Source organism: Bradyrhizobium sp. R2.2-H, from assembly GCF_004346455.1.
Classification (GTDB): Bacteria; Pseudomonadota; Alphaproteobacteria; order Rhizobiales; family Xanthobacteraceae; genus Bradyrhizobium; species Bradyrhizobium diversitatis.
Genome location: NZ_SMBR01000016.1, coordinates 1 through 24,193 on the forward strand (window position 1 = coordinate 1; position 24,193 = coordinate 24,193).

Genomic DNA, 24,193 nt, shown 5'->3' on the forward strand with positions numbered 1-24,193 from the left:
AGCGGACCGAACCACGAACGACTGTTACCTATCCATCCGGTCTGTTTTGTTACCCATCCATCCGCTGGACAGCGAAGCGCCGGATGAGGGGTTCTCTCCGCGCTCGCACATGGACATGAGAGTACGCGGATAGAACCCCTCACCCAAGCGAGTCTGTTGCGATAATTGTGTTGCCCTCTCCCACAAGGGGCGAGGGCGCAATAATGCCTGCCTCGCCCGCGGTGACGAGAGAGATCATCGCAACGAGCCCGGCAATCCTACCCCTCGAACGCGTCGATCGACGCCCTGCTGCCGCGCGACACCAGCGTCTCGTCAGGCGCGGACACCCCCTCGCCCTTGTCGCGAAACCGGTTGGTGATGGGATAGCGGCGGTCGCGGCCGAAGTTCCTGGCCGTCACCTTCACGCCGGGCGCAGCCTGGCGGCGCTTGTATTCGGCGACATTGAGCAGATGGTCGATGCGGGTGACGATCTCGCGGTCGAAGCCGGCGGCGATGATCTGATCCAGCGGCTGCTCGCGCTCGACCAGGCGCTCCAGGATGGCGTCGAGCACGTCATAGGGCGGCAGCGAATCCTGGTCCATCTGGTTCTCGTGCAGCTCCGCGGTCGGCGGGCGCTCACCGCCGCTCTGGGCTTTTAGCACGTGCAGGTGCTGATCCGGCCGTCCTCTGGCGATGCCACATCAACCGATCAGGCCAAGGCGCGGTTCATGATCGCTTTAGAGGAGCGGTAAAGTTTCTAGAAGCTGGCGCAGGCGTATGATGAGATGAATCACACCAACAGGCCGGGTCGCAATCACCGCACGTGACTTGTACGCTCATCAGGGAACCGACACCAATGGCCGATTTGAAATGGTTGGGAAAGCTCACCAAGGCAGAAAGGGTTGATCAGGCCAAGGCGAAGATGAGCAGAGTGCTCGACCATTTCCTCTATGTTGTCGAGCTGCATGCTAACAATTCGTTCGTCGTGTACTCACCGATATTGGCCGCCCAAATTCCCACTTCCTTCGCAGCCAATGCCTTCACCGTGTTTCAGCGTAGCATGCACCAGATCGAAATCGTCAGGCTGTGTGCGCTATGGGACAGCGCCGACCCTCAGAAAGAAAACCTTCCGACCGTGATTGAACTGATCGATGACGACGAGATCATCAGCACGTTAGGTGACGTGAACCTGAACCGCTGGACCGGAAGCCTTGCCGTCACCAGAAACCTCTCCAGCGATGATCCCGAGATCGTCAAGCTCGAATTACAAGCCTTAAAGGAAATCGAACAAAGGCATGGAGAAGAGCAAGCTGCGAAAGCCCAAACAGAGCTGAAGCGAGCCATCGCTGACAGTCGCGCGATCATCGCTTCACCGAGACTGGCGTCGGCGATGAACATCCGCGACAAACATCTTGCTCACTCGTTGGAAGTCACTCGTAGAGAGGAAAAGCAGGGACCGATCCAGCAGATGAAATACGGCGACGAGACAGCGCTTCTGAACGCATCGATCCCGATCATCGAAAGCTTATATTGCTGGGTAAACGGAAAGGGCTTTTCGATCGCTGACTCTCAGCGGATCAACCACAAGAACGCCGAGGCTCTCTGGGGCGGGTGCACGTTTAGAGTGCTTCGATGAACGAGGACCGGAGTCTCAAATGCAGCAAAATTTTCGAGAGAAACTTTTGCGAGAGTTTAAGCATGGAAGACTTCGCATCACCCCTCGAACGCGTCGATCGACGCCCTGCTGCCGCGCGACACCAGCGTCTCGTCAGGCGCGGACACCCCCTCGCCCTTGTCACGGAATCGGTTGGTGATGGGATAGCGGCGGTCGCGGCCGAAGTTCCTCGCCGTCACCTTCACGCCGGGCGCAGCCTGGCGGCGCTTGTATTCGGCGACGTTGAGCAGATGGTCGATGCGGGTGACGATCTCGCGGTCGAAGCCGGCGGCGATGATCTGATCCAGCGGCTGCTCGCGCTCGACCAGGCGCTCCAGGATGGCGTCGAGCACCTCATAGGGCGGCAGCGAATCCTGGTCGGTCTGGTTCTCGCGCAGCTCCGCGGTCGGCGGGCGCGTGATGATGTCGGGCGGAATGACCTCGCCCGCAGGGCCGAGCGCGCCTTCCGGCTTCCAGCTATTGCGCAAGCTTGCGAGGCGAAACACCTGCGTCTTGTAGATGTCCTTGATCGGGTTGAAGCCGCCGTTCATGTCGCCATAGAGCGTGGCATAGCCGACCGACATTTCCGACTTGTTGCCTGTGGTCACCACCATCAGGCCGGTCTTGTTGGAGATCGCCATCAGCAGCGTGCCGCGGGTGCGGGCCTGGAGATTTTCCTCGGTGATATCGGGCGGCAGGTTCTTGAAGATGCCGGACAGGATGGTCTCGAAGCCGCTCACGGCCTCGGCGATCGGCAAAACCTCGTAGCGGATGCCGAGATGGCCGGCGAGCTCGCCGGCATCGGCGATCGAGTGTGCCGCCGTGTAGCGATAAGGCAGCATCACGCCATGCACCTGGTCAACGCCGAGCGCGTCGACCGCGATCGCCGCGCACAGAGCGGAATCGATGCCGCCGGAAATCCCGAGCAGCACGCCGGGAAAGCCGTTCTTGGTGACATAGTCGCGCAGGCCCAGCACGCAGGCAGCGTAGTCGGCCTTGTCGCCCTCAGGCAGTTCGGCGATCGGGCCCGTGCAGCGCCAGTCGTCGCCGCTACGGGTGAAGCGCAGCGTGACGACGCTCTCCTCGAAGGCCGGCAATTGCGCCGCAAGCGAGAGATCGCCGTTGAGCGCGAAGGAAGCGCCGTCGAACACCAGCTCGTCCTGGCCGCAAACCTGGTTCAGATAGACCAGCGGCAGTCCGCTCTCGGTGACGCGCGCGACCGCGACCGACAGGCGCACGTCATTCTTGTCCCGGGCGTAAGGCGAGCCGTTCGGAACGAGGATGATCTCGGCGCCGGTCTCCGCCAGCGTCTCGACCACGTTCTCGTAATCCTCGGACTCCTCCAGCCAGATGTCCTCGCAGATCGGCACGCCGATGCGCACGCCGCGCACCGTGACGGGACCGGCCGCAGGTCCGCGCGAAAACAGCCGCTTCTCGTCGAACACGCCGTAATTCGGCAGGTTGCACTTGAAGCGCAGGCTCACGATGCGGCCGCCGTCGAGCAGCGCGCAGGCATTGTGGAGCCTGCCCTCCTCGACCCAGGGCGTGCCGACCAGCATGGCCGGACCACCGTCCGCGGTCTCGCGCGCGAGGCTTTCGATCGCGGCGCGGCAGGCGGCCTGGAAGGCCGGCTTCTGCACCAGGTCCTCCGGCGGATAGCCGGCGATGAACAATTCCGGAAACAGCACGAGATCGGCGCCATCGGACCTGGCCTGCGCACGCGCGGCACGCGCCTTGGCGGCATTGCCCTCGATATCGCCCATGGTCGGGTTGAGCTGGGCGAGCGTGACCGCGAATTCATTGAGACGTTCGGTCATGAGGCGCTCGCTGCCACCTCTCCCGAAGGGAGAGGTCGAATTGCACCGGGCGATGCGAAGCATCGTCCAGAGCAATTCGGGTGAGGGGTTACGGTGTCTCGTGGGAGCTGAGCCCCCGCACCCGCTTTGCGCTCGACGATGCTCCGCATCGCGAGACGCAAATCGACCTCTCCCCGTCGGGGAGAGGTGAAGGAGCCTCGGATGCCCACGCTCAATGGATGATCTCCGGGATTAGAGGAACCCCAACCGCTCGACGATTGCGATGATCCAGAACGCGCCGGCCATCAGCAGCGCAACGCCGACCGCGGCCGAGCCCATGTCCTTGACCCGCCCGATCTGCTTGTCGTGATCCATCGTCAGCCTGTCGGCGAGCTTCTCGATCGCGGTGTTGAGCAGCTCGACCACCAGCACGAACGCGACGGAACAGACCAGCTCGACCGCGCGCATCGCGGTCACGCCGATGAACCAGGCGAGCGGCACCGACAGCAGGAGCGCAAAGATCTCCTCGCGGACGGCCTGCTCCGATCGGAACGCAAAGGCCAGACCGTTCCGGGAATTGATCGTGGCCTTCCAGATCCGCAGCAAGGTTTCAGAGCCCCGCAGCGGCCGGAATCGGCTGGGCCTTGCCGGCGCGCTCCTGCTTGAGGAGCTCCGCGACCAGGAAAGCCATGTCGATGGATTGCTCGGCATTGAGACGGGGATCGCAGACCGTGTGGTAGCGGTCGTTGAGGTCCTCGTCCGTGATCGCGCGGGCGCCGCCGAGACACTCGGTGACGTTCTGGCCGGTCATCTCCAGATGCACGCCGCCGGCGTGGGTGCCTTCGGCCGCGTGGATCGCGAAGAACGATTTCACCTCGGACAGGATGCGGTCGAACGGCCGCGTCTTGTAGCCCGACGTGGAGGTGATGGTGTTGCCGTGCATGGGATCGCACGACCAGACCACCACCCGGCCCTCGCGCTTCACGGCGCGGATCATGTTCGGCAGGTGCTCGCCGATCTTGTCCGAGCCGAAGCGGCCGATCAGCGTCAACCGGCCCGGCTCATTGTCGGGATTGAGCACGTCGATCAGCTTCAAGAGCTCGTCGGCCTTCAGCGAGGGGCCGCATTTGAGCCCGATCGGGTTCTTGATGCCGCGGAAATATTCGACATGGCCGTGATCGAGCTGACGGGTGCGGTCGCCGATCCAGATCATGTGGCCCGAAGTCGCGTACCAGTCGCCGGTCGTGGAATCGACGCGGGTCATGGCCTGCTCGTAGCCGAGTAGCAGCGCCTCGTGACTGGTGTAGAAATCGGTGGCACGCAGCTCGGGATGGCTTTCGAGATCGAGGCCGCAGGCGCGCATGAAGTTGAGCGCGTCCGAGATGCGGTCGGCCAATTCCTTGTAGCGGCGGGACTGCGGCGAGTCCTTGAGGAAGCCGAGCATCCATTGATGCACGCTGCCGAGATTGGCGAAGCCGCCGGTGGCGAAGGCGCGGAGCAGGTTCAGCGTCGCCGCCGACTGCCGATAGGCCATCAGCTGGCGCTGCGGATCCGGCACGCGCGCTTCCCTGGTGAACGCGATGTCGTTGACGATGTCGCCGCGATAGCTCGGCAGCTCGACGCCGTTCACCTTCTCGGTCGGCGATGACCGCGGTTTTGCGAATTGGCCGGCAATGCGGCCGACCTTCACCACGGGGACGGCGCCGGCATAGGTCAGCACCACCGCCATCTGCAACAGCACGCGGAAGAAGTCGCGGATGTTGTTGGCGCCGTGCTCGGCGAAGCTTTCGGCACAGTCGCCGCCCTGGAGCAGGAAGGCGTCGCCGGCCGCCACGCGCCCCAGGGCCTTCTTCAGATTGCGCGCCTCGCCGGCGAACACCAGCGGCGGAAAGGTCGCAAGTTGCGCCTCGACGTCGGCCAAAGCCTTGGCGTCGGGATAGTCGGGCACCTGTAGCACCGGCTTGCTGCGCCAGGACTCGGGCGTCCACCGCTCGGACATCGCAATCTCTCCGTGAAGCAAAAAGCACAACCTGATCTAGGGGTTGCGAGGGCCGCCTTATACACAGGCTGGCTTCCGGCCGCCAGTTGTAAATCCATTTCGCAGCGCAAACCCTTGCGGGAAAAGCTGAATTCGCATTTGTCTGGCGCCGGCGAGAAACCGGCAGGACACGAACCGCCCATGGACGCGGCACTGGACGACGTTTTCAACGACGAGATCAGCTTCCCCGCGACCGACGGCCATGCGCTGACCGGCACCCCGTTCCTGCCGCGCGGCGCCAAGGGCCATGCCCTCCTGATCAATTGCGACGCGCTATCGCGCGGCGTCGCTGAATGGATTCAGGGAGAATGAGGCCGCGTCATCGGATGATCGTCGTCAGGGACGAGTAGCGCCTGGTCGGCTTGGCTTCGCCCGGCGCGAACTGCGCAAAAGCGTCGCTGACGCGCACCGCCGGCGGCGTGTCACCGGCGAAGCGGAATTCCATCGGCCGCGGCGCGTAGAAGCTGGCGCGGTAATATGAGTCGTCGAAGCGTGCCTCGCCGACGCCGAACAATGCGTCGCAGACGAACAGGAGTGCGTAGACTCCCGCGACCGCTGCGATGATCTCCCTGAGAATTGACATGCCGATGCCCTGCCCTGTTGCGGGCAGGATGCAGATCGGTTCCAAAATCGAAGTTTAAGGCTGCGCGGATCTTGTCCGCTGGGTTTGCCGCCGCTGAACGGATAGCAGACAATTTTATCGATCCGGAGGCCGAACGCCCGCTGCAGTCGGCGGCTCTACTGCCGCGCGCTCAGAAGGCAGGCCGCAAGTTCGGTCCGGTTGTGCACGCCGAACCGGCGGCACAGATTGGCGACGTGCTCCTTCACGGTCTGGTCGGATATCCCCATTTCGCGGGCAATCTCCTTGTTGGTCTGGCCGCGGCAAACCCTGATGGCGACATCAGCCGAACGCGGCGGCAGCGATGCCGACAGCGTCCCGGCCGGACGGCTCGGCCTACGGTGGGTTTCAATCTCGCCCGCATTCATCATGTTGGTCAGCGCCAGCGAGCCGGCGCGGCATAGCATCTCCATGCGCAGTCGTGCGCGCGGCGTATAGGGGGCGCCCGTCTCGGTCGTCGCAGTGAAGAGCACCCCAATGATCTTCTGGCCACACCAGAGTGGCCCGCCCATATTGTAGGCGAAGCCCCATTCATGCAGCATCTCGAAGGTCGGGCTATGTCGCCAATGCTGCGGGCCGATCACGGTTTCGCCGTCGACCGCGCAGCCGCGGGTCATGATGCAGTCGAGCACCGGGTCGTGCTTCCAGAAGCCGGCTTTGTAATTGTCGAGCAGGCCGTCGGCGACGTAGCGGCTGTAGACCAGGGCAGGCTCGACCCCGTCGAGTAGGTAGAGGCCGACGGTCGGCGATCCCGTGAGTTCGGTGATTGCTGAGCAACAGGCCACGCCAAGCGCACGTACCGAACGGCTCTCGGCGATCGACATCAAACGATCCGCCAGCCGGCCTTCGGGCAGACCGTCCAACTGCTCCTGCTTGGCCCTCACCGCCACTCCTCGCGCGACGTGCGCCTATTAGGATTTATTATAGGCTTAAAATTTCTTCTTCGCCTGTTCTCCGGTCAAGCGAAAAGAAGCGGCAGAACCGTGCTTCTCCGGCTCAGCTTTGCGGCACAGCAGCAACGGCGATCCCCCCATGATGGGGGATTGCCGGTCTGCCCACTTCATCCCTAGCATTCGGCCATCGTGAACCGCGTGACGAACATCACGCGATTCCGACGGGGTCACGTCACCATCGCGAACTGCCTACTCACCCGTGCGCCAACAGCCTTGGCACGCGACGGCGGCGCTTTGCCGACGGACGCCGTCCCCGCCGGTCCCGATCCTCCCCGCCGATCGCACGGCGGAGCAACAGCTTGACGTGGAGATACCGACCATGAGCCTTTCCATGCAACGCGCCGCCAGGCCCTCCACGACGCCATCAGTGGCCGAGTTCCACGCGCGCCTTGACGCCGTGCTGCCACTGGTCGAGTCCCGCGCGGCCGAGGCCGAGGCGCAGGGCTATCTCACCGACGACGTCGTCGCCGCGCTTCGCAAGGCCGGCATCTACACGATGCTGTTTCCGCGCGAGGTCGGTGGCGCCGAACTTCTGCCCTACGACGCCATGACCGTGATCGAGCGCCTTGCCTACACGCATGCGTCCGCCGGATGGTGTGCCATCGGCAACAACATGGAAGGCACGACGCTCGCCATCTACGTCGAGGACGAGGGCATCAAGAAGGTCTTCGCAAAAGGCGCCGACATCACCATCGCCGGCAACGGCGTCCCGCGGGGTTTCGCCCGTCCGGTCGATGGGGGTTACATGATCCGCGGCAACTGGGCCTATGGCAGCGGCATCCAGCACGCCGAATGGGTTCATTCCGGCTGCTTCGTCACCGACGCCTCCGGCAAGGACATGGTGTTCGGCCCCAACGGACAGCCCAAGATCGTCGTCACCCACCATCCGCGGGCGACCATCAAGCTGATGGGCAATTGGGACGTGCTCGGCCTGCGCGCCACCGGAAGCTTCGACTACACGCTCAGCGAGGGCGACGAGCTGTTCGTGCCGACACACATGACCTACGATTTCGACATCGGCGCGCCACGTCGCGGCGGCGTGCAGGGCGCGCTGGGGCTCGCGGGCTATAGCGCCTGGGCGCACTCGAGCTGGGCGGTCGGAGTCGGCCGCCGCATGCTCGACGAACTCGTGAAGGTCATCGTCCCGCGCCAGGATCCCTTCGGCAAGTCGTGCGAGAGCGCCAGCTTCAAGTTCCAGTTCGCGCAGGCCGAGGCTCGTTTTCGCGCGGCACGTGCGCTGGTGCACGAAACCTGGAAGGAGGTCTCCGAGACCTGCGCCTGCGGCGAAAGTCCCTCGCTGGCGCAAATGACAATGATCAAGCTGTCGCTGCGGCACATCCACGACGTCCTGTCCGACGTCTCGACCTTCGCGCACCGGGCAGCCCGAGGTGCCTCGCTGCACAACACGCCGATGCAGCGCTTCTATCGCGACATCCACTCAGGCACCCAGCACATCCTGATGGCCGACCAGATCGTCGAGGAATGCGGCCGTGCGCTGCTCGGCCTTCCCGGGCCCGGCGCGCAATGGACGGTGTTCGGGGTGACCGGCTGAGCGCGCAGGAGGTCGGCGTGAACGGATCCCGCATCGTTGGCTTCTGCGGCAGCAGCTGGCGCCCGGCAAAGTCGCGCGTGCTTGTTGAAGCCGTTGCGACCGATCTCCTGGCGCAACACGCGCTCAAGAGCGACATCCTCGACCTCGTCGATGCCGGCCAGGGCATCGCCGCGTTTACCCGCAACGGGCTCGACGGGCGCGCGCGCGGCCTCGTCGAGGCGATCGAGCATGCCGATGGCCTGGTGATCGGTTGCCCGGTGTTCCAGGGCTCGTATCCCGGCCTGTTCAAGCATGTCTTTGACCTGATCAAGCCCGGCGTGCTGCGCAATCGCCCGGTGCTGCTGACAGCGGTCGGCGGCGGGCTGCGCCACTCGCTGGTGGTCGAGCATCAGCTCCGTCCGTTGTTCGGGTTCTTCGAGGCCTGCACGGTGTCGACCGCGATCTATGCGAGCAGCGACGAACTGGCGACGGGCGTCCCCTTGGCGCCGATGATTGCCGCCCGCCTTGCCAACGCCGTGGAACAATTCGCGGCGCTTGTCGGCGACCGCCGGGCCAAGGCCGCATGACCCCTCTTCCGCTGCGGTGCCCAGACGGGCCGCCTTCAACCGGAGACATCCATCATGCTTGAGACCGTCAAATCCTCGCCCGACCTCACCGGCTTTGCTCGCGCGGAATACGACATCAACGGCGTGCGCACCGTCGTTCACACCGTCGGAAGCGGCCCCCCGCTGGTGTTCCTGCACGGGACCGGAACGTTTACCGGCTTTGAGATGGCGCGCGACTGGGCGAAGCGGCACACCGTCATCATTCCCTATCAGGCCGGTTTCGGCGACTCCGGCGATGCGGTCTGGATCGACACGATCGAGGATCATGTCTTCCAGACCACGGACTTGCTCGACAGGCTGGGACTGGCGACGTTCGATCTTGCCGGATTTTCGCTCGGCGGGTGGCTCGCCGCCGAGTTCGCCATCCGCCAGCCGCATCGCGTCCGCAAGCTGGTGCTGGTCGCGCCCGCCGGCCTCGTGGTTGAGAGCGCACCGGCCCCCGGCCTGTTCGAGATCGCGCCACAGGATTTGCCGGCCTATCTCGCGCACGATCCGTCAAACGCGCTCCGTTACTTTCCCAAGGCGCCAGATCCTGCGTTCGACGCCCGCCTCGGGCGCGAGGTGACGGGCTTCGCCAAGCTGATCCGCAGCGATCCGCAGGGCAATCCAAAGCTCGCGCATTGGCTGCACCGGATCACGATGCCGACGCTGGTCTTGTGGGGCGCCGCGGATCGCCTGCGCCCAACGGCGCAGGCCGGGGCCTGGAAGGCCGGGCTGCCCCACGCGCGCGTGACGCTGGTGCCGGACACCGGACATCTGGTGTTCGAGGAAACGCCCTCAGCCGCGCATCACGTCACCGATTTCCTAGCCGAGTAGCTCAGACAGAAGGACACCACCATGATCGAGATGCCTCCGGGCGTAACCCCCGCCAAAGACGGCTTTGGCAACATCGTCTGGAACATTCTGGGCCAGACATACACGCTGAAGCAGCACTCCGAGGCGTCGATGGCTTGGCATGCCGTGTTTCCCGACGGCACCTTCGTACCGCCGCACGTTCATCCGACCCAGGACGAGTTTGTCTACGTACTGAGCGGCCGTTACGACCTCTGGCTTGACGGGAAGGACCTGGTGGCGACCGCCGGGGACCTCGTGCGCATGCCCAAGGGCATTCCCCACGGCATCTTCAACAAGTCCGGCGAAACCGCGACCAGCCTGTTCTGGGTCGCGCCGACGCGATCGCTCAAGGAGCTGTTCGAGCGCATCCACGACCTGCCCGATCCGCAGGAAGTCGTTCGGCGTGCCGCCGAACACGAGGTCAATTTCCTGCCGCCCCCGGCCTGATGCTCGTCTCCCGTCGAAAGCTCAAACCGCGAGGATCGATCATGACGATCAACTGGACCACCATTTCCGAGAGCGACCGCCGACGGATTGCCGTCTGGCAAAAGTGCATGCTGGCACTCGCCATCTTCTGCGAGATATTCCTCGCGGCCGACTGGTACGCCTTCGCGGCCGTGCTGCCTTTCGTCTCCGAGAGCCTGAAACTCAATCCCGCCGAGGCCGGTCTGGCGCAGGGCATCTTCGCATTGACCTATGGCATCGGGATGATGGTGTGGTCACCGGTGAGCCGCTCGATGACGGCGCGCAACATGCTGCTGATCGGACTTGCCGGCACCGGTCTCGGGATGATGCTTCAGGTGTTCGTCCAGACCTACACCCAGCTTGTGCTGCTGCGGCTCCTGATCGGCTTCTTCGATGCCGGCATCTTCATCGGCAACATGAAGCTGATCTTCGGCTGGTTCCCGCAGAGCCGGCGCGGGTCGGTGGTCGGAATCATCCTTGCGGCCTACAGCCTCGCCATCACCCTGGATTTCGCACTCGGCATTCCCCTGACCATTGCGACCGGATGGCGGACCTTCTTCGCGGTGCTGGCGATCGGCACCCTGATCGTCGCTGCGATTGACGCGCTCGTCGTTCGCAATAGCCCGAGCGAGATCGGCATCGTCGACTTCACCTGGGGGAACGAGACGCCTCAGAAGCACCTGCCGCTTGGCGAAATCTTCCGCTCGAAATGGATCGCAGTCGGTGGCTTCGGCATCGTGGCCTGCACCTTCGCAATCGCCGGCACGGCGACCTGGGTGGTGCCCGCCTTTATCGCCGTGCAGCACATGCCGCCGGAAGCCGGCGCCGTGATCGGCACCGTGATGGGGCTGTCGCAGGTCCTGTTCCTGGTGATCGGCGGCTACATGTCCGACCGGCTCGGCAAGCCGTTCATGATCAAGCTCACCGCGGGGCTCGCCTTCCTGACCGCACTGATGTTCCTCTGGAGCGTCGTTACGCCGATGCCGTTCGGTGTGCTGGTGCTGTTCGCAGCCCTCAGCGGCGTCGCGCTGCTCGGCGGCGGCGCGATCTTCGCGCTGCTCAGCGAAAAATACTCCGACGCGCTCGCACCGGCGGCGATCGGCTATGCGGAGGTGTTCGGCATCTTGTCGGCTTTCGTGGCGCCCTGGATGATGGGAGCCATCGTCAACGCCTCTTCCGGCGCGTTCACCGGGGCTTTCGTCGCCTTCGCGGTGGTCGAGTTGATCATCGTCGGCCTTCTGCTGATCCTCGCCCGCGAAGACGTCAGGCAGGGTGCAGTCGTCGGCAGCCCGGCGGAATGAATACGCTCTCCACAGAGCGGAGGCGAGGCATCCCGCGAACTCTGCGGACAGAAACCATGAACAGACGCCGGCCACCTCCCGTCAGACGGCTGGATGGTCGTTCAAAGCAAACATCACCCGCTCATCGGCGGCTTGTGATCCCTCGCGAGGAGCTGCAAGACGACGTTCGGCGAGGCTCCGCCGATACGGTGGCGGGGCCGCGGCCTCAAGGCGCGGCCCCATTTCCGGGCTCAATCGTGGCCGGCCTCCTTGCGATGGCCGCTCTCGCTGAGGCGGTCGACCCAGGCGATGCCGATCGCCGAGATGATGAAGGTCATGTGGATCAGCACCTGCCACATCACGCCGCTCTCGGTGAAATTGCTGCGGTTGGTGCCGAGATTGCCGGCCTCGATGAAGGTCCTGAGCAGCGAGATCGAGGAAATGCCGATGATCGCCATCGCGAGCTTGATCTTGAGCACGCTGGCATTGACGTGACCGAGCCATTCCGGCTCGTCGGGATGGCCGCTGAGGTTCAGCCGGGAAACGAAAGTCTCGTATCCGCCCACGATCACCATGATCAGAAGGTTCGAGATCATGACGACGTCGATCAGCCCGAGCACGACCAGCATGATCTGCTGCTCGCTGGCGTCGAACGAGTGCAGGACCAGGTGCCAGAGCTCCTTCAAAAACAACAGCACATAGACGGCCTGCGCGACGATGAGGCCGACATAGAGCGGCAATTGCAGCCAGCGCGAGCCGAAGATCAGCTTCGGTAGCAGGCCGACCGGCGGCTGCGGCGTGGCCAGCGCCGAAGGTGCTTTGGGTTCAGACGTCATTGATCACTCCGGGTTGCAAGCAGCATGCGCCTCAGAGACTCGCGATGACGGGTGCGAGCTCGAGCGAGCCCCGATAGATCATCTCGAAGGCAACGTAAATGATGATGGCAAGCCCGACATAGGCGACCCAGCGCTGCTTCTGGAGCACGCGGCCGAGCAGATCGGCGGCGACACCCATCATCGCGACGGACAGCAACAGGCCGAAGGCGAGGATGTAGGGATGCTCGCGCGCGGCACCCGCAACCGCGAGCACATTGTCGAGCGACATCGAGACGTCGGCGGCGACGATTTGCACCGCCGCCTGGCCGAAAGTCTTTCGCTGTGCCGGCGCGGCATCCGCGCCACCGCCATGGCTGAATGCGAGCTGCTCCGAATGCGTGGCCTGCTCGCGCAACTCGCGCCACATCTTCCAGCAGACCCAGAGCAACAGCACGCCGCCGGCGAGCAGCAGCCCGATGACCTGCAGGAGCTGGGTCGCAACGCCGGCGAAGACGATGCGCAGCACGGTGGCGGCGGCGATGCCGACGATGATGGCGCGGCGGCGCTGCTGAGCCGGCAGGCCCGCCGCGGCGAGGCCGATGACGACGGCGTTGTCGCCGGCGAGCACGAGATCGATCAGGACGACCTGAAACAGCGCGGTCAGCGCCTCGGCGGTGATGAATTCAGTCATGTTTGATCATTTTTCGATGTCGACGGATCGAGCCAATGCGGCTTGCGGCGCTCGATCCAGTCAAAGACCTTCGAACGGGAGGAGCGCAGCGCCGGCACGTCCTCGGCGAGCAGCGCGAGGCCGAGCGGCAGCATCCAGACGCCGAGCAGCGGCAGGAAGGAGAGCACGCCGCCGGCGACCAGCAGCGTGCCCGAGGGAATCCTGACCCAGCGGCTGGACGGCTTGAGCAGATAGGTGAAGGTGTCGCCCATGCGCCCCGGCAGGCGGTCGACGAGCTTGGCCAGGCGCGGATCACCACCGGCGATCTCGCCGGTGGTGACCACGGCTTCGGTGGTGCGCTCGTCCGAAACTGTGCTCATGCTTACTCCTTCAGGGCGGCCTGGAGCGTGGCGTCCGCTGCACTGGGCACGACCGGCTTCGCGCGCGGCAGCACCAGCGTCAGCAGGCGCAACAATTTGATCGCCTGGACTTCGTGGGGATGGACGTCCTCATCTGCGGCAGCAACGCGCTCCGACAGCTCCATCAAATGGGACGAGAGCGGCAGATTCGAAACCGGCCGCAGCGTGTCGATCACGACGTTGGCAAAATCCGGCTCCTCGAGCCGTTCGGCGAGTTCATCGAACATCGCATAGAGCCGTTCGTCTGAAATGTGCGGTGCCAGCTTGCGGTCCCTGATGAAACGGATCACCTCGTCGCGCTCGACCGGCGAGACGCGCCGGTCGGCAACCGCAACCAGCGCGCCCACGATCACCAACGCGACCGCCGCCTGCTCGTTCAGGCTCGACGGCTCCGTGATCTCGATTTCCATCGGATTTGAAGTTCTGGCGTCAGACATCGTAGCTCCCTTAACTTGCGAAATGGCCGCACGGAGCTGCGATCGGGACGAATAGTCGGAGAGAACGAACAAAGGCCCGACGATCGGCCGATCCATCGCATTCGCGCGGGACAGGTCATCCGACATCACGAGGTTTGCCGACATGGTCGGCGTCCTCGCCAGAGGGGCCCGGATTCTTGTTCTGCTCAGAAATAAAGGCGGCTCTGTCGGAATCAAGGCAACATGACTGCGACCAGCCGCCGCATCGGTTCCATAGCGATCGATCGCGCCCGGGGCGCGCGCTGCAACGCTCTTCGCGTTCTGACGCAGAGCCCGGGAGGCGATACGCTCCCCCTGTCGCGCAAGCGGCGGCGACATCGCAACCGTGTCACGATTGATCGCTACATTTGTATCGGGAACGAGCGTCTGCGCCGCCATAGCGCTCGCGCAAGCTTCGGCAGCGAAGATGTCGTCCTTGAATCCGATGAGCGCGGAGAAGCGCATGAACCGCACCACATCCTGCACCGGCTGCGGCCATGCGCTCGTCCCGATTCTGACGGCCAAAGGCCGCGTGGAACCGAGCTGTCTCTGGTGCGAAGGCCTCGACGCCCGCGCACTGGACATGGCGAAGTGGACGGATAGCCCGTTCGGCAAGCCCGAGCGGAGCGTCCGTCAGTCGTTCGAATGAAGGGCTTGAGACACTGAGCCGCCGGGCATTTGCCTGTTGTCGCCGCGAGCTGCACGGCTGCATGCGCCTGCAGAACCTGCCGACAAATTAGACAAGACAGGTCGCTCCACCGAACTTGCGGACCTGCACGGAGAGGTCAGGCAGATTGGCGAGCCCGTTGTCTAACCTTTAGTGCAACCTCGCTTTTCTGGCGCGCCGCCCGCGGACGGCGAGCCTGCGCGCGCACCGCACGCCGAATGGCCCAAAATTCGCAAGACAGCCTGTGGCCCAATTCCCTGCCCGCCCACGATAGAGAGCGGAAAGTTGCGTGCGCCCAGCTCCGGGATGGACGGCCCCAGATCGGAGAATGCCATGAACGTGCATGCTGCCGGAGATCTCAAATTCACCGGTCTCACCCGTCCGAACGGCGCGCGGCTGCGTCTCAACGACCAGGACTTCGTGGCGATCGATCGCGACCGGGATGCGAAGTTCGAGGCGACGTACCGGCCGCAGGCCCTCTACAACCGCGCCAATGAAGGCTTTCACGCCAACAACGAGACCTTCCTGCTGCACGAGGTCGCGACCAATCTGCCGATCTACCGGCCCGACACCGGGCCCACCGATTTCCATCTTCATCTTCCGCCGGGCGGCTTTCAGCTCGTGCTGGTCACTTCGGGCGCGTTCACCTTCGACTATGACGGCCGCTGGTACAATGTCGGCCCGGGCGCGGTGATGCTGCAGAGCGCGATCGTGCATCGCCAGCTGTTCTACACCTGGTCGGGCCTGTCGACCGAAGAGAATTTGAAGACGCCGCAGACGGTGGTGCCCGATCCGATCTCGATGGGCTATTCCGGCAAATTCCTCGAAGCCTTCATCACCGATCCCACCACCTTTCCGAATCCGACCATCGTCGGTCCGGATCAGATCAATGAGGACGAAACGCCGCGCGTGGCCTGGAGCCATCCGCTGCATGACCGCCCGGCCGATGCCGGCTTCTGGCTTCAGGATCCCCTGGCGCTCGACGCACTGTTCAAGCCGCTCACCGACGGTTCTGTCAGATCGGCGATGCCGGTTTACGTGCGCGATATCGGCATCGAGATTCCGAGCGGGCATCTCGTCACAGGCCACATCATCGCGACCGACCCGCGTGGCCACGCACTCTTGCCGAAGAGCACGTCTGCCGCGGCGGACGCGACCTGTTTCGCCAAGGGCGAGGTCGTGATCTATCGCGTCATTCGCGGCACGGCCGAGTTCAAGAGAAAGACCGGCGAGAGCTTCGAGCTGTCAGCCGGCGACGTGGTGACGGCGGGCAGGGATTCCATCAGCCTCACCGCTGTCGGCGAAAACACCCAGGTGCTGCGGCTCGGCCTGCTCAAGGGCATGAACGAGCTGCGCGACTGGACGCCGACGCAGCGTGACGAGATCGACGGCCTCGCCGGTCAGATCATCACGCACAGGGACATCCGCCCCCTCCGCACCGAAGGCAAGCCGGTCGGGTATCTCTACGGGTAGGGGCATATCTCGTTTGCGGCCATCCTTCGAGACGCCCGCCCGCGGCGGGCCCTCAGGATGAGGTCGCGTTTCGCGGCAAAATCTTAGACCCTCATGGTGAGGAGCCCGCCACAGCGGGCGTCTCGAACCATGCAGGCCCGGCTCGTCCGGCAACCTCCCCCTACTCCGCCGCCTGACGCACGTGGCGTGCGGTCGGGGTGCGCATCGTGACGAGCTCTTCGGCCGCGGTCGGATGCAGCGCGATGGTCGAATCGAAATCGGCCTTGGTCGCCTTCATCTTCACCGCGATCGCGACGGCTTGCGTGATCTCGGCGGCGGCATCGCCGACGATGTGGCAGCCGAGCACGCGATCAGTCGCGCCATCGACGACGAGCTTCATCAGCACGCGGGTATCGCGGCCCGACATCGTCGCCTTGATGGGACGGAACGTCGTCTTGTAGATGTCGACGTGGTTGAATTGCGCGCGCGCCTCGGTTTCCGTCAGGCCAACCGTGCCGACCTCCGGCTGCGAGAACACGGCGGTCGGGATGTTGGCGTGATCGACCCTGACCTCGCGCTTGCCGAACACGGTGTCGGCAAAGGCATGGCCCTCGCGGATCGCGACCGGCGTCAGGTTGAAGCGGTGGGTGACGTCGCCGATCGCATAGATGCTGTCGACCGAACTCCTGGAGAAATGGTCGACGGCGATGCCGCCATTGTTCGGGTTGATGGCGACGCCGGCCTTCTCCAGCCCGAGATTGGCGACGTTGGGATGGCGGCCGATGGCGAACATCACCTGGTCGGAGCCGATGCTCGATCCGTTCGACAGATGGGTGGTGAAGCTCTCGCCGTGGCGGTCGACCTTGGTCGCCGTGCAGCCGGTGAGAATGGTGATGCCCTGCTTCTCCATCTCCGCACGAACATGGGTCCGGACATCCTCGTCAAAGCCGCGAAGGACGTTGTCGCCGCGATAGATCACGGTGACGTCGGAGCCGAAGCCGGCGAAGATGCCGGCGAATTCCAGCGCGATGTAGCCGCCGCCCTGGATCACGATCCGCTTCGGCAGCTCCTTCAGGTGGAACGCCTCGTTGGAGGAGATCACGTGCTCGATGCCGGGAATCGCGGCGCCATGGTTGGGCGCGCCGCCGGTGGCGATCAGGATGTATTCTGCGGTGATCTTCCTGTCGTTCTCCAGCAGGCGGACGGTGTGCTTGTCCTCGATCACCGCGCGGCTCTTGACGATCTGCGCGCCCGACTTCTCGACGTTCGTCGTATAGGCCGCCTCCAGCCGCGCGATCTCCTTGTCCTTGTTGGCGATCAGCGTCGGCCAGTCGAAGCTGGCCGGCGGAACGGTCCAGCCGAACCCCGCGGCGTCCTCGATGTCCTGACGAAAATGCGATCCGATCACGAACAGCTTCTTCGGCACGCAGCCGCGGATCACGCAGGTGCCGCCCATGCGGTACTCTTCCGCGATCATCACGCGGGCGCCGTGCCCGGCCGCGATGCGGGCGGCACGCACGCCACCCGAACCACCACCGATGACGAAGAGGTCGACGTCGAATTCAGCCATGGTCCACTCCGACCTCTTTCAACAATCTCTGATCAAATAGGATCGATCAGATCTCCTTGCCACGCTTGCGCATCTCGGCACGGAAGGCGCCCATCACGGTCTCGGCGAAGTTCTGGGCCCAAGAGTTCATGAAGGCCATGCTGAGCCCGATGGCGCGCGGCTCGGCCTCGATCAGCTTCTTGCCCAGCGGCGACTTGTAGAAGGTGACGAGATCCTTCAGCTCCTGCTCGGTGAACTCGCTGGCATAGATCTGGGCCATGCCTTCGCCGATCTCGTTCTGGCGGCCGGCGAGCTGCTGGGCCACGATCGGGGCGACCTCGTTGAGATCCTTCTGGTAGTTGAGGTTCTGCTGGATCAGCGCGATCTTGGTCTTCTCGACGACGCCGGGCACGGCACCGGCATACATCGCGGTGGCGTTCTTGATCTGCAGGATCTCCCTGGCAGCTGCGATCGCCGCCGGCGATGCCTTCGGCTGGGCCGGGGCGGCCGCAGCCTTTGGCTGGGCCGGCTGCTGCGCCACCGCCGGGGCGGCCGAAAGCGCCAATCCCACGGCAAAGGTCGCGGCCGGCAAGAATTTCAACACGTTCTTCATTCCAGGTCTCCTTTCGGCTTGCGCCGTTCAATCACGCGAATTCCTTCGCCGCCCGCCAGAACGGCCGAGCTGGCCAAGCCGATGAACAATCCATGCTCGACCACCCCGGGGATGGCGCTCAACGCCTTGGCGAGACCGGGGGGATTCACAATACGTCCGAGCTGGGCATCGACGATCCAGTGGCCGCCATCGGTGACGAAAACGTGGCCGCCTTTGTCCTTGCGGACCGCCATTTGCCCGGAAACGCCGCATTCGGCAAATGCCTTTTCGATCGCGCGGCGCGTCGCTCCGAGCCCGAACGGGATAACCTCGACCGGCAGCGGAAACTTGCCGAGCGTCGACACCCATTTGGTGTCGTCCGCAATCACGATCATGCGATCCGAGGCGGCGGCCACGATCTTCTCGCGCAGCAGCGCGCCGCCGCCGCCCTTGATCAGATTGAGCTCGGGATCGATCTCGTCGGCGCCGTCGACGGTGATGTCGAGATGGTCGATCTCATCCAACGTCGTCAGCGGCACGCCGCAACGTTCCGCATCGGCGCGCGTGGCTTCGGAGGTCGGTACGCCGATCACCTTGAGCCCGGCGGCGACGCGCTCGCCGAGCAGCTCGACGAAATGTCTGGCCGTCGAGCCGGTGCCGAGCCCGAGCTGCATGCCGTCGCGCACCTCCTCGAGGGCGCGCGCAGCAGCCTGCCGCTTCAACTGGTCCATGTTCACGTGTGTGCCTGCCCCGGATTCGGAGGATGAGCCGCCGATCGCGGCCGCTTTCGGCGGCCTATGTAGCCTCGTTTTCCTCGCGGGAACAGGCCTATAAGGTGATCTTATGGGCCCGCCCCTTGCGCGGATGCGACCGGGCCGGTAGCGCTTGGACCATGACCTCCTTCAAAGGGACTTGCCCTCACACCATCGTCTTCGATCTCGACGGCACGCTTGTGGATACGGCGCCCGACCTGATCACCGCACTGAACTACGTGCTCGACCGCGAAGGCCTGCCGCCCGTGCCGATGGCCTCCGCCCGCAACATGATCGGCGCCGGTGCCCGCAAGCTGATCGAGCGCGGGCTGGAGGCCGAGGGCCGCACCGTCACCCCCAAAGACATGGACCGGATGACCGCGGATTTCATTGCCTATTACGCCGACCATATCGTGGTCGAATCCCGCCCCTTTGAGGGGCTCGAGGCCGCACTCGACCTGTTCGCGGCGCGAGGCCATCGCCTCGCGGTCTGCACCAACAAGCTGGAATGGCTGTCGAAGCGGCTGCTCGACCAGCTCGACCTCAGCCGCCGTTTCGCGGCGATCTGCGGGGCAGACACTTTTGGTGTCCAGAAGCCCGATCCGACCATTTTCCGCGAGACCGTGGCCCGGGCCGGCGGAGACGTGAAGGCCAGCATCATGGTCGGCGATGCCGGCACCGACGTCGGGGTCGCCCGGCGAGCCGGAGTGCCCGTGATCGGGGTCAGCTTCGGCTACACCGACGTACCGATCGCCGAGCTGAAGCCGGACCGGCTGATCCATCACATGCGCGATCTGCCGGCGGCCGCGGTCAGCCTGATGACGGCTTCACCCGCCGCAACCCGCTGATACAACTAGATTATTCTCGCGACGCCCTGCGTTAATCATCAACTACCTATGCACAGCGCGCCAATTGCCTGCCCCAAACGACACTCCTAAGGTCGCCCCGGGGATGTGGCGGTTTGTCGCAATAGAAGTGGATGGTTCATGCGTCGTGTCTTCGCGATTGCGTTAGCAGGGGCGAGCCTGGGTGGCTGCTCCTCGATGTCCTGGGACATGTTCAAATCGGCGCCGCCGACCGTCCAGGTCAGGCTCGAATCCAATCCGCAAGGTGCTGACGCCACCACCTCGCTCGGTCAGGGCTGCAAGACCCCCTGCTCGGTCTCGGTTCCCGCACCTGATGCGCCTTTCACGGTCGCTTACGCCCTGCCCAAGTACCAGCCGGCGAGCGTCCCGGTGAATGTGGTCAAGAATCCCGGTGATTTCACCACACCCGCCTCCGTCACCACCGATCCGAATCCGGTGTTTGCGGAACTCCAGCCGGCGGTGCCGCCGAAACCGGTCCGCAAGCCGCACCGGCCGAAGAAGCCCAAACCAGCCGCGCCCGCCGCAGCGCCGGCCGATGCGGCGCCCGCAGCAGCCTCGCCGTTCCCCGATCCGAATGCGGACAAGCGCTGATCTGCCTATACCACCGGATTGTCCTAGCCGCGTCCGATGCTTAGATTGCTTTCTCAGCACCGCTGAAGCAAAGGTGCGCCCGTCGCCGTAAGTGACAAGGCATTTGGTATGAACGGACTTTCTGCGAGCCCCCGTGCCGCGCTGTCGGGCGCGATGACCGATCCGTTCGGGCGGACCATCAGCTATCTGCGTGTCTCGGTCACCGACCGCTGCGATCTGCGCTGCTTCTACTGCATGTCGGAAGACATGACGTTCCTGCCCAAGGCCGACCTCCTGACGCTGGAGGAACTCGACCGGCTCTGCACGGCCTTCATCGCCAAGGGTGTGAAGAAGCTGCGGCTCACCGGCGGCGAGCCGCTGGTCCGCCGCAACGTGATGACGCTGGTGCGCTCGCTGTCGCGGCATCTTTCGAGCGGTGCATTGAACGAGCTGACGCTGACCACCAACGGCACCCAGCTTGCAAAGCACGCGCACGAGCTCGCCGATTGCGGTGTCCGCCGCATCAACGTCTCCCTCGACACGCTTGACCCCGGGAAGTTTCGCGACATCACCCGCTGGGGCGAGATCGACAAGGTGCTCGAGGGGATCGAGGCCGCGCGCGCCGCAGGGCTTGCGGTGAAGATCAACGCCGTCGCCCTGAAGAACCTCAACGAGGACGAACTGCCCGAACTGATGCGCTGGGCCCACGGCAAGGGCATGGGCCTGACGCTGATCGAGGTCATGCCGATGGGCGAGATCGGATCGGGACGGATCGACCAGTATCTGCCGCTGTCGCTGGTGCGCGCCCGCCTCGCCCAGCAATTCACGCTGACGGATCTGCTGGAGAGCACCGGCGGTCCGGCCCGCTATGTCAGCGTCGCCGAGACCGGCGGCAAGCTCGGCTTCATCACGCCGATGACCCACAATTTCTGCGAATCCTGCAACCGGGTGCGCGTCACCTGCACAGGGACGCTGCACACCTGCCTCGGCCACGAGGACGCCTCCGATTTGCGCAAACCTCTGCGTGCATCGAGCGATGACTTGCTGCTTGCGGATGCGATCGACCGCGCCATCGGGCTGAAGCCCAAGGGGCACGATTTCATCATCGACCGCCGCCACGACCGCCCCAGCGTGTCCAGGCATATGAGCGTCACCGGCGGCTAACACCGTCGGATTACGGGCCTTATTCCCCTTAACTACCAACAAACTTCCAATTGACTGCCGGCACGCCCGCTGGTTTGGTGCCTGCTGCCTCAAGCCGTTGCGGCGAGACAAGCCGCGCGCCGCGTCGGCGTAATCAAGACGGCTGGGGCGAAATCGGGGGAGGACCTATCGTTGCAAGCGCTCCTTAAGCTGAGCCAAGGGATCGACGCGTTCACACGCTGGACGGGCAAGCGCCTCGCGTGGCTGATCGTGCTCGCCGTGATCATCTCGGCGGTCAATGCAATCATCCGCAAGACGTTCGATACGTCCTCGAATTCATGGCTCGAGCTGCAATGGGTGCTGTTCAGCATCGTCTTCCTGCTCTGCTCGCCCTGGACGCTACTCGACAACGAGCACATCCGCATCGACATCGTGAACAACGCGCTGCCGAAGAAGGCGCGCAACGTGATCGACGTGGTCGGTCACCTGTTCTTCCTCATTCCGCTGTGCATCGTGATGATCATCACGGGAGTGCCGTTCTTCCAGCGCTCCTTCCACATCAGCGAGCAGTCCGGCAATGCCGGCGGGCTGCCGCAATGGCCGACTAAATCCCTGATCATGATCGGGTTCGCTTTCCTCCTCGTGCAAGGCATCTCCGAACTGATCAAGCGAATTGCGGTCATGCGCGGGCTGATCCCCGATCCGCACGAATCCCAGGTGTCGGCGCTGGAGGCGGAAGTCGAGCATCTCGTCGAAGCGATCGAGAAGAAGTAGCGGTTGGCGACGGTTTAGGGGAAATCATGACCGCATTCATCATCGCCAATATGGCGCCCATCATGTTCGTGTCGCTGGTCGTCGTGCTGCTGCTCGGCTATCCCGCGGCATTCTCGCTCGGCGCCGTCGGCCTGTTCTTTGCCGTGATCGGCGTCGAGCTCGGCCAGTTCCATCCCGACTTCCTGCAGGCCCTCCCGGAGCGGGTCTACGGCGTGATGAACAACGACACGCTGCTCGCTATCCCGTTCTTCACCTTCATGGGACTGGTGCTGGAGCGCTCGGGCATGGCCGAGGACCTGCTGGACACGATCGGCCAATTGTTCGGCACCATTCGCGGCGGCCTTGCCTATGCGGTGATCTTCGTCGGCGCGCTGCTCGCCGCGACGACGGGCGTGGTCGCGGCGTCCGTGATCTCGATGGGCCTGATCTCGCTGCCGATCATGTTGCGCTATGGCTATGACCGCCGCGTGGCATCCGGCGTCATCGCCGCATCCGGCACGCTGGCCCAGATCATTCCGCCCTCGCTCGTCCTGATCGTGATGGCCGACCAGCTCGGCAAGTCCGTCGGCGACATGTACGAGGGCGCTTTCATCCCCGGCCTCGTGCTCGCCGCCCTCTACGCCTCCTATGCCTTCCTCGTCAGCATGATCTTCCCGAAGGCCGCGCCGGGCCTGCCGAAGGAGGCCATCGGCTTCCGTGAGGAAGACGGCAGCCGCGGCCTGGTCTCGCTCGGCATGCTGTTCCTCGCGAGCTGCGTGTTCGGATGGTTCATGATGCGCAATTCCGAGACGCATGGCGCCGACTACGTCGTGCTCAGCATGTTCTACGGTATCGTCTTCGCGTTCGCTGTCGCCGTGGTGAACTGGCTGATCGACAAGCTGACCGGTTTCCGTTTCCTGTCCAAGATGGCGCAGCAGACGACTTTCGTCATGGTGCCGCCGCTGTTCCTGATCTTCCTGGTGCTGGGCACGATCTTCATCGGTATCGCGACCCCGACCGAGGGCGGCGCGATGGGTGCCGCCGGCGCCCTCCTCCTCGGCGCCGCGAAGCGGCGGCTGAGCTGGGACCTGATCCGGCAAGCCACGGAATCGACCGCCAAGCTGTCGGCGTTCGTCGTGTTCATCCTGGTCGGCGCCCGCGTGTTCTCGCTGACATTCTACGGCGTCAACGGCCACGTCTGGGTCGAGCACCTCTTGACCTCCCTGCCCGGCGGCCAAGTCGGCTTCCTGATCTTCGTCAACGCGCTTGTCTTCGTGCTGGCCTTCTTCCTCGACTTCTTCGAGCTGGCCTTCATCGTGATCCCGCTGCTCGGACCTGCCGCCGAGCACCTCGGCATCGACCTGATCTGGTTCGGCGTCATTCTCGGCGTCAACATGCAAACCTCGTTCATGCATCCCCCGTTCGGCTTCGCGCTGTTCTATCTGCGATCGGTCGCGCCGAAGGAGCGATACACCGACCGCCTCACCGGCAAGCGGATGGATCCCGTCACCACGGGCCAGATCTATTGGGGCGCGGTCCCATTCGTCGTCATCCAGATCATCATGGTCGGTCTGGTGATCGCATTCCCCGCGATGGTGATGCACTACAAGGGCGTCCAGACGAATATCGACCCCTCTACGATCAAGATCGAGGTGCCGCAGATCGACCTGCCGCCGCTGGATCTCGGCCCGCCGCAGAAGTAGCAAAGGATGGCG

Annotated in this window: 26 protein-coding genes and 1 pseudogene; 14 read left to right on the forward strand and 13 right to left on the reverse strand. The window is 64.3% G+C overall.

The genetic code is table 11. The features are described 5' to 3' along the window. Positions 1 to 257 precede the first annotated feature (257 nt). Positions 258 to 614: pseudogene (locus EDE08_RS31785) on the reverse strand (NAD+ synthase); the annotation flags it as partial. A gap of 221 nt (positions 615 to 835) precedes the next feature. On the opposite strand from EDE08_RS31785, the gene EDE08_RS31790 reads away from it, so the two are divergent. Beyond that, positions 836 to 1,615: an AbiU2 domain-containing protein gene (locus tag EDE08_RS31790; RefSeq protein ID WP_131873318.1), complete on the forward strand. Its 780-nt coding sequence runs from the start codon at positions 836 to 838 to the stop codon at positions 1,613 to 1,615. Positions 1,616 to 1,692: 77 nt separating this feature from the next. On the opposite strand, the gene EDE08_RS31795 is transcribed toward EDE08_RS31790, so the two are convergent. The 3 genes from EDE08_RS31795 to EDE08_RS31805 form a co-directional block, all read right to left on the reverse strand. Then, positions 1,693 to 3,450 (reverse strand): NAD+ synthase, encoded by a 1,758-nt coding sequence (locus EDE08_RS31795; protein ID WP_131873316.1) that lies wholly within the window; start codon positions 3,448 to 3,450, stop codon positions 1,693 to 1,695. A 231-nt stretch (positions 3,451 to 3,681) separates the two neighbouring features. Further along, on the reverse strand, positions 3,682 to 4,035 hold the full coding sequence (locus EDE08_RS31800) for a diacylglycerol kinase (RefSeq protein WP_131873314.1): 354 nt from the start codon (positions 4,033 to 4,035) through the stop codon (positions 3,682 to 3,684). 4 nt (positions 4,036 to 4,039) lie between these two features. Beyond that, on the reverse strand, positions 4,040 to 5,428 hold the full coding sequence (locus EDE08_RS31805; protein WP_131873312.1) for a class II 3-deoxy-7-phosphoheptulonate synthase: 1,389 nt from the start codon (positions 5,426 to 5,428) through the stop codon (positions 4,040 to 4,042). A gap of 180 nt (positions 5,429 to 5,608) precedes the next feature. Between EDE08_RS31805 and EDE08_RS31810 the strand changes: the two genes are divergently transcribed. After that, positions 5,609 to 5,779 (forward strand): hypothetical protein, encoded by a 171-nt coding sequence (locus EDE08_RS31810; protein WP_502700654.1) that lies wholly within the window; start codon positions 5,609 to 5,611, stop codon positions 5,777 to 5,779. A gap of 7 nt (positions 5,780 to 5,786) precedes the next feature. Here the strand turns inward: EDE08_RS31810 and EDE08_RS31815 are convergent, their stop codons facing one another. Together EDE08_RS31815 and EDE08_RS31820 are read right to left on the reverse strand one after the other, a co-directional pair. Beyond that, positions 5,787 to 6,050: a hypothetical protein gene (locus EDE08_RS31815; protein ID WP_131873310.1), complete on the reverse strand. Its 264-nt coding sequence runs from the start codon at positions 6,048 to 6,050 to the stop codon at positions 5,787 to 5,789. Positions 6,051 to 6,205: 155 nt separating this feature from the next. Continuing rightward, on the reverse strand, positions 6,206 to 6,970 hold the full coding sequence (locus EDE08_RS31820) for a helix-turn-helix transcriptional regulator (protein WP_131873308.1): 765 nt from the start codon (positions 6,968 to 6,970) through the stop codon (positions 6,206 to 6,208). Between the two features lie 388 nt (positions 6,971 to 7,358). On the opposite strand from EDE08_RS31820, the gene EDE08_RS31825 reads away from it, so the two are divergent. Genes EDE08_RS31825 through EDE08_RS31845 form a run of 5 tightly spaced genes read left to right on the forward strand, consistent with a single transcriptional unit; the run spans position 7,359 to position 11,796 of the window. Continuing rightward, a complete protein-coding gene (locus tag EDE08_RS31825; protein WP_131873306.1) occupies positions 7,359 to 8,591 on the forward strand; it encodes an acyl-CoA dehydrogenase family protein in 1,233 nt (410 codons plus the stop codon). A 17-nt stretch (positions 8,592 to 8,608) separates the two neighbouring features. Continuing rightward, complete coding sequence (locus tag EDE08_RS31830) at positions 8,609 to 9,157, forward strand: NAD(P)H-dependent oxidoreductase (RefSeq protein ID WP_245524937.1); 549 nt, start codon at positions 8,609 to 8,611, stop codon at positions 9,155 to 9,157. 54 nt (positions 9,158 to 9,211) lie between these two features. Then, positions 9,212 to 10,012 (forward strand): alpha/beta fold hydrolase, encoded by an 801-nt coding sequence (locus EDE08_RS31835; protein WP_131873302.1) that lies wholly within the window; start codon positions 9,212 to 9,214, stop codon positions 10,010 to 10,012. Between the two features lie 21 nt (positions 10,013 to 10,033). Continuing rightward, positions 10,034 to 10,477 (forward strand): cupin domain-containing protein, encoded by a 444-nt coding sequence (locus tag EDE08_RS31840; protein ID WP_131873301.1) that lies wholly within the window; start codon positions 10,034 to 10,036, stop codon positions 10,475 to 10,477. A 41-nt stretch (positions 10,478 to 10,518) separates the two neighbouring features. Further along, complete coding sequence (locus EDE08_RS31845) at positions 10,519 to 11,796, forward strand: MFS transporter (protein ID WP_245524938.1); 1,278 nt, start codon at positions 10,519 to 10,521, stop codon at positions 11,794 to 11,796. Between the two features lie 230 nt (positions 11,797 to 12,026). On the opposite strand, the gene EDE08_RS31850 is transcribed toward EDE08_RS31845, so the two are convergent. Genes EDE08_RS31850 through EDE08_RS31865 form a run of 4 tightly spaced genes read right to left on the reverse strand, consistent with a single transcriptional unit; the run spans position 12,027 to position 14,116 of the window. Continuing rightward, positions 12,027 to 12,611 carry a TIGR00645 family protein gene (locus EDE08_RS31850; RefSeq protein ID WP_131873300.1) on the reverse strand — a complete coding sequence of 195 codons (585 nt, stop codon included), beginning with the start codon at positions 12,609 to 12,611 and terminating at the stop codon, positions 12,027 to 12,029. Between the two features lie 31 nt (positions 12,612 to 12,642). Continuing rightward, positions 12,643 to 13,281, reverse strand: coding sequence for a TerC family protein (locus EDE08_RS31855; protein ID WP_131873298.1), 639 nt, complete (start codon positions 13,279 to 13,281; stop codon positions 12,643 to 12,645). Then, a complete protein-coding gene (locus EDE08_RS31860; protein ID WP_131873296.1) occupies positions 13,278 to 13,640 on the reverse strand; it encodes a hypothetical protein in 363 nt (120 codons plus the stop codon). Before EDE08_RS31860 ends, EDE08_RS31855 begins: the two co-directional genes overlap by 4 nt. Positions 13,641 to 13,642: 2 nt before the next feature. Further along, positions 13,643 to 14,116, reverse strand: a complete 474-nt coding sequence (locus tag EDE08_RS31865; protein WP_131873294.1) for a TerB family tellurite resistance protein — start codon at positions 14,114 to 14,116, stop codon at positions 13,643 to 13,645. 481 nt (positions 14,117 to 14,597) lie between these two features. Here EDE08_RS31865 and EDE08_RS31870 point away from each other — a divergent pair, with 481 nt between their 5' ends. Both EDE08_RS31870 and EDE08_RS31875 read left to right on the forward strand, forming a co-directional pair. Continuing rightward, entirely contained in the window at positions 14,598 to 14,783 is a 186-nt protein-coding gene (locus EDE08_RS31870) for a hypothetical protein (protein WP_131873292.1), read from the forward strand. Positions 14,784 to 15,134: 351 nt separating this feature from the next. Next, positions 15,135 to 16,274: a hypothetical protein gene (locus tag EDE08_RS31875; protein WP_131873290.1), complete on the forward strand. Its 1,140-nt coding sequence runs from the start codon at positions 15,135 to 15,137 to the stop codon at positions 16,272 to 16,274. Between the two features lie 160 nt (positions 16,275 to 16,434). Here the strand turns inward: EDE08_RS31875 and gor are convergent, their stop codons facing one another. The 3 genes from gor to rpiA are packed head-to-tail and all read right to left on the reverse strand — an operon-like array spanning position 16,435 to position 19,131. Next, on the reverse strand, positions 16,435 to 17,823 hold the full coding sequence (gene gor, locus EDE08_RS31880) for a glutathione-disulfide reductase (protein ID WP_131873288.1): 1,389 nt from the start codon (positions 17,821 to 17,823) through the stop codon (positions 16,435 to 16,437). Positions 17,824 to 17,869: 46 nt separating this feature from the next. Continuing rightward, complete coding sequence (locus EDE08_RS31885) at positions 17,870 to 18,415, reverse strand: DUF2059 domain-containing protein (RefSeq protein ID WP_131873286.1); 546 nt, start codon at positions 18,413 to 18,415, stop codon at positions 17,870 to 17,872. Next, entirely contained in the window at positions 18,412 to 19,131 is a 720-nt protein-coding gene (rpiA, locus tag EDE08_RS31890; protein WP_131873284.1) for a ribose-5-phosphate isomerase RpiA, read from the reverse strand. The genes EDE08_RS31885 and rpiA overlap by 4 nt, the downstream gene beginning before the upstream one ends. A 155-nt stretch (positions 19,132 to 19,286) precedes the next feature. On the opposite strand from rpiA, the gene EDE08_RS31895 reads away from it, so the two are divergent. The 5 genes from EDE08_RS31895 to EDE08_RS31915 all read left to right on the forward strand — a co-directional run bounded on the left by EDE08_RS31895 (position 19,287) and on the right by EDE08_RS31915 (position 24,181). Continuing rightward, on the forward strand, positions 19,287 to 19,994 hold the full coding sequence (locus tag EDE08_RS31895; RefSeq protein ID WP_131873282.1) for an HAD family hydrolase: 708 nt from the start codon (positions 19,287 to 19,289) through the stop codon (positions 19,992 to 19,994). 138 nt (positions 19,995 to 20,132) lie between these two features. Continuing rightward, a complete protein-coding gene (locus EDE08_RS31900) occupies positions 20,133 to 20,603 on the forward strand; it encodes a hypothetical protein (protein ID WP_165936346.1) in 471 nt (156 codons plus the stop codon). Positions 20,604 to 20,711: 108 nt separating this feature from the next. Further along, positions 20,712 to 21,746 carry a GTP 3',8-cyclase MoaA gene (gene moaA / locus EDE08_RS31905; protein ID WP_131873278.1) on the forward strand — a complete coding sequence of 345 codons (1,035 nt, stop codon included), beginning with the start codon at positions 20,712 to 20,714 and terminating at the stop codon, positions 21,744 to 21,746. Between the two features lie 171 nt (positions 21,747 to 21,917). Then, positions 21,918 to 22,499: a TRAP transporter small permease subunit gene (locus EDE08_RS31910; RefSeq protein ID WP_061877734.1), complete on the forward strand. Its 582-nt coding sequence runs from the start codon at positions 21,918 to 21,920 to the stop codon at positions 22,497 to 22,499. A gap of 26 nt (positions 22,500 to 22,525) precedes the next feature. Continuing rightward, positions 22,526 to 24,181 carry a TRAP transporter large permease gene (locus EDE08_RS31915; protein WP_131873276.1) on the forward strand — a complete coding sequence of 552 codons (1,656 nt, stop codon included), beginning with the start codon at positions 22,526 to 22,528 and terminating at the stop codon, positions 24,179 to 24,181. Positions 24,182 to 24,193 lie beyond the last annotated feature (12 nt).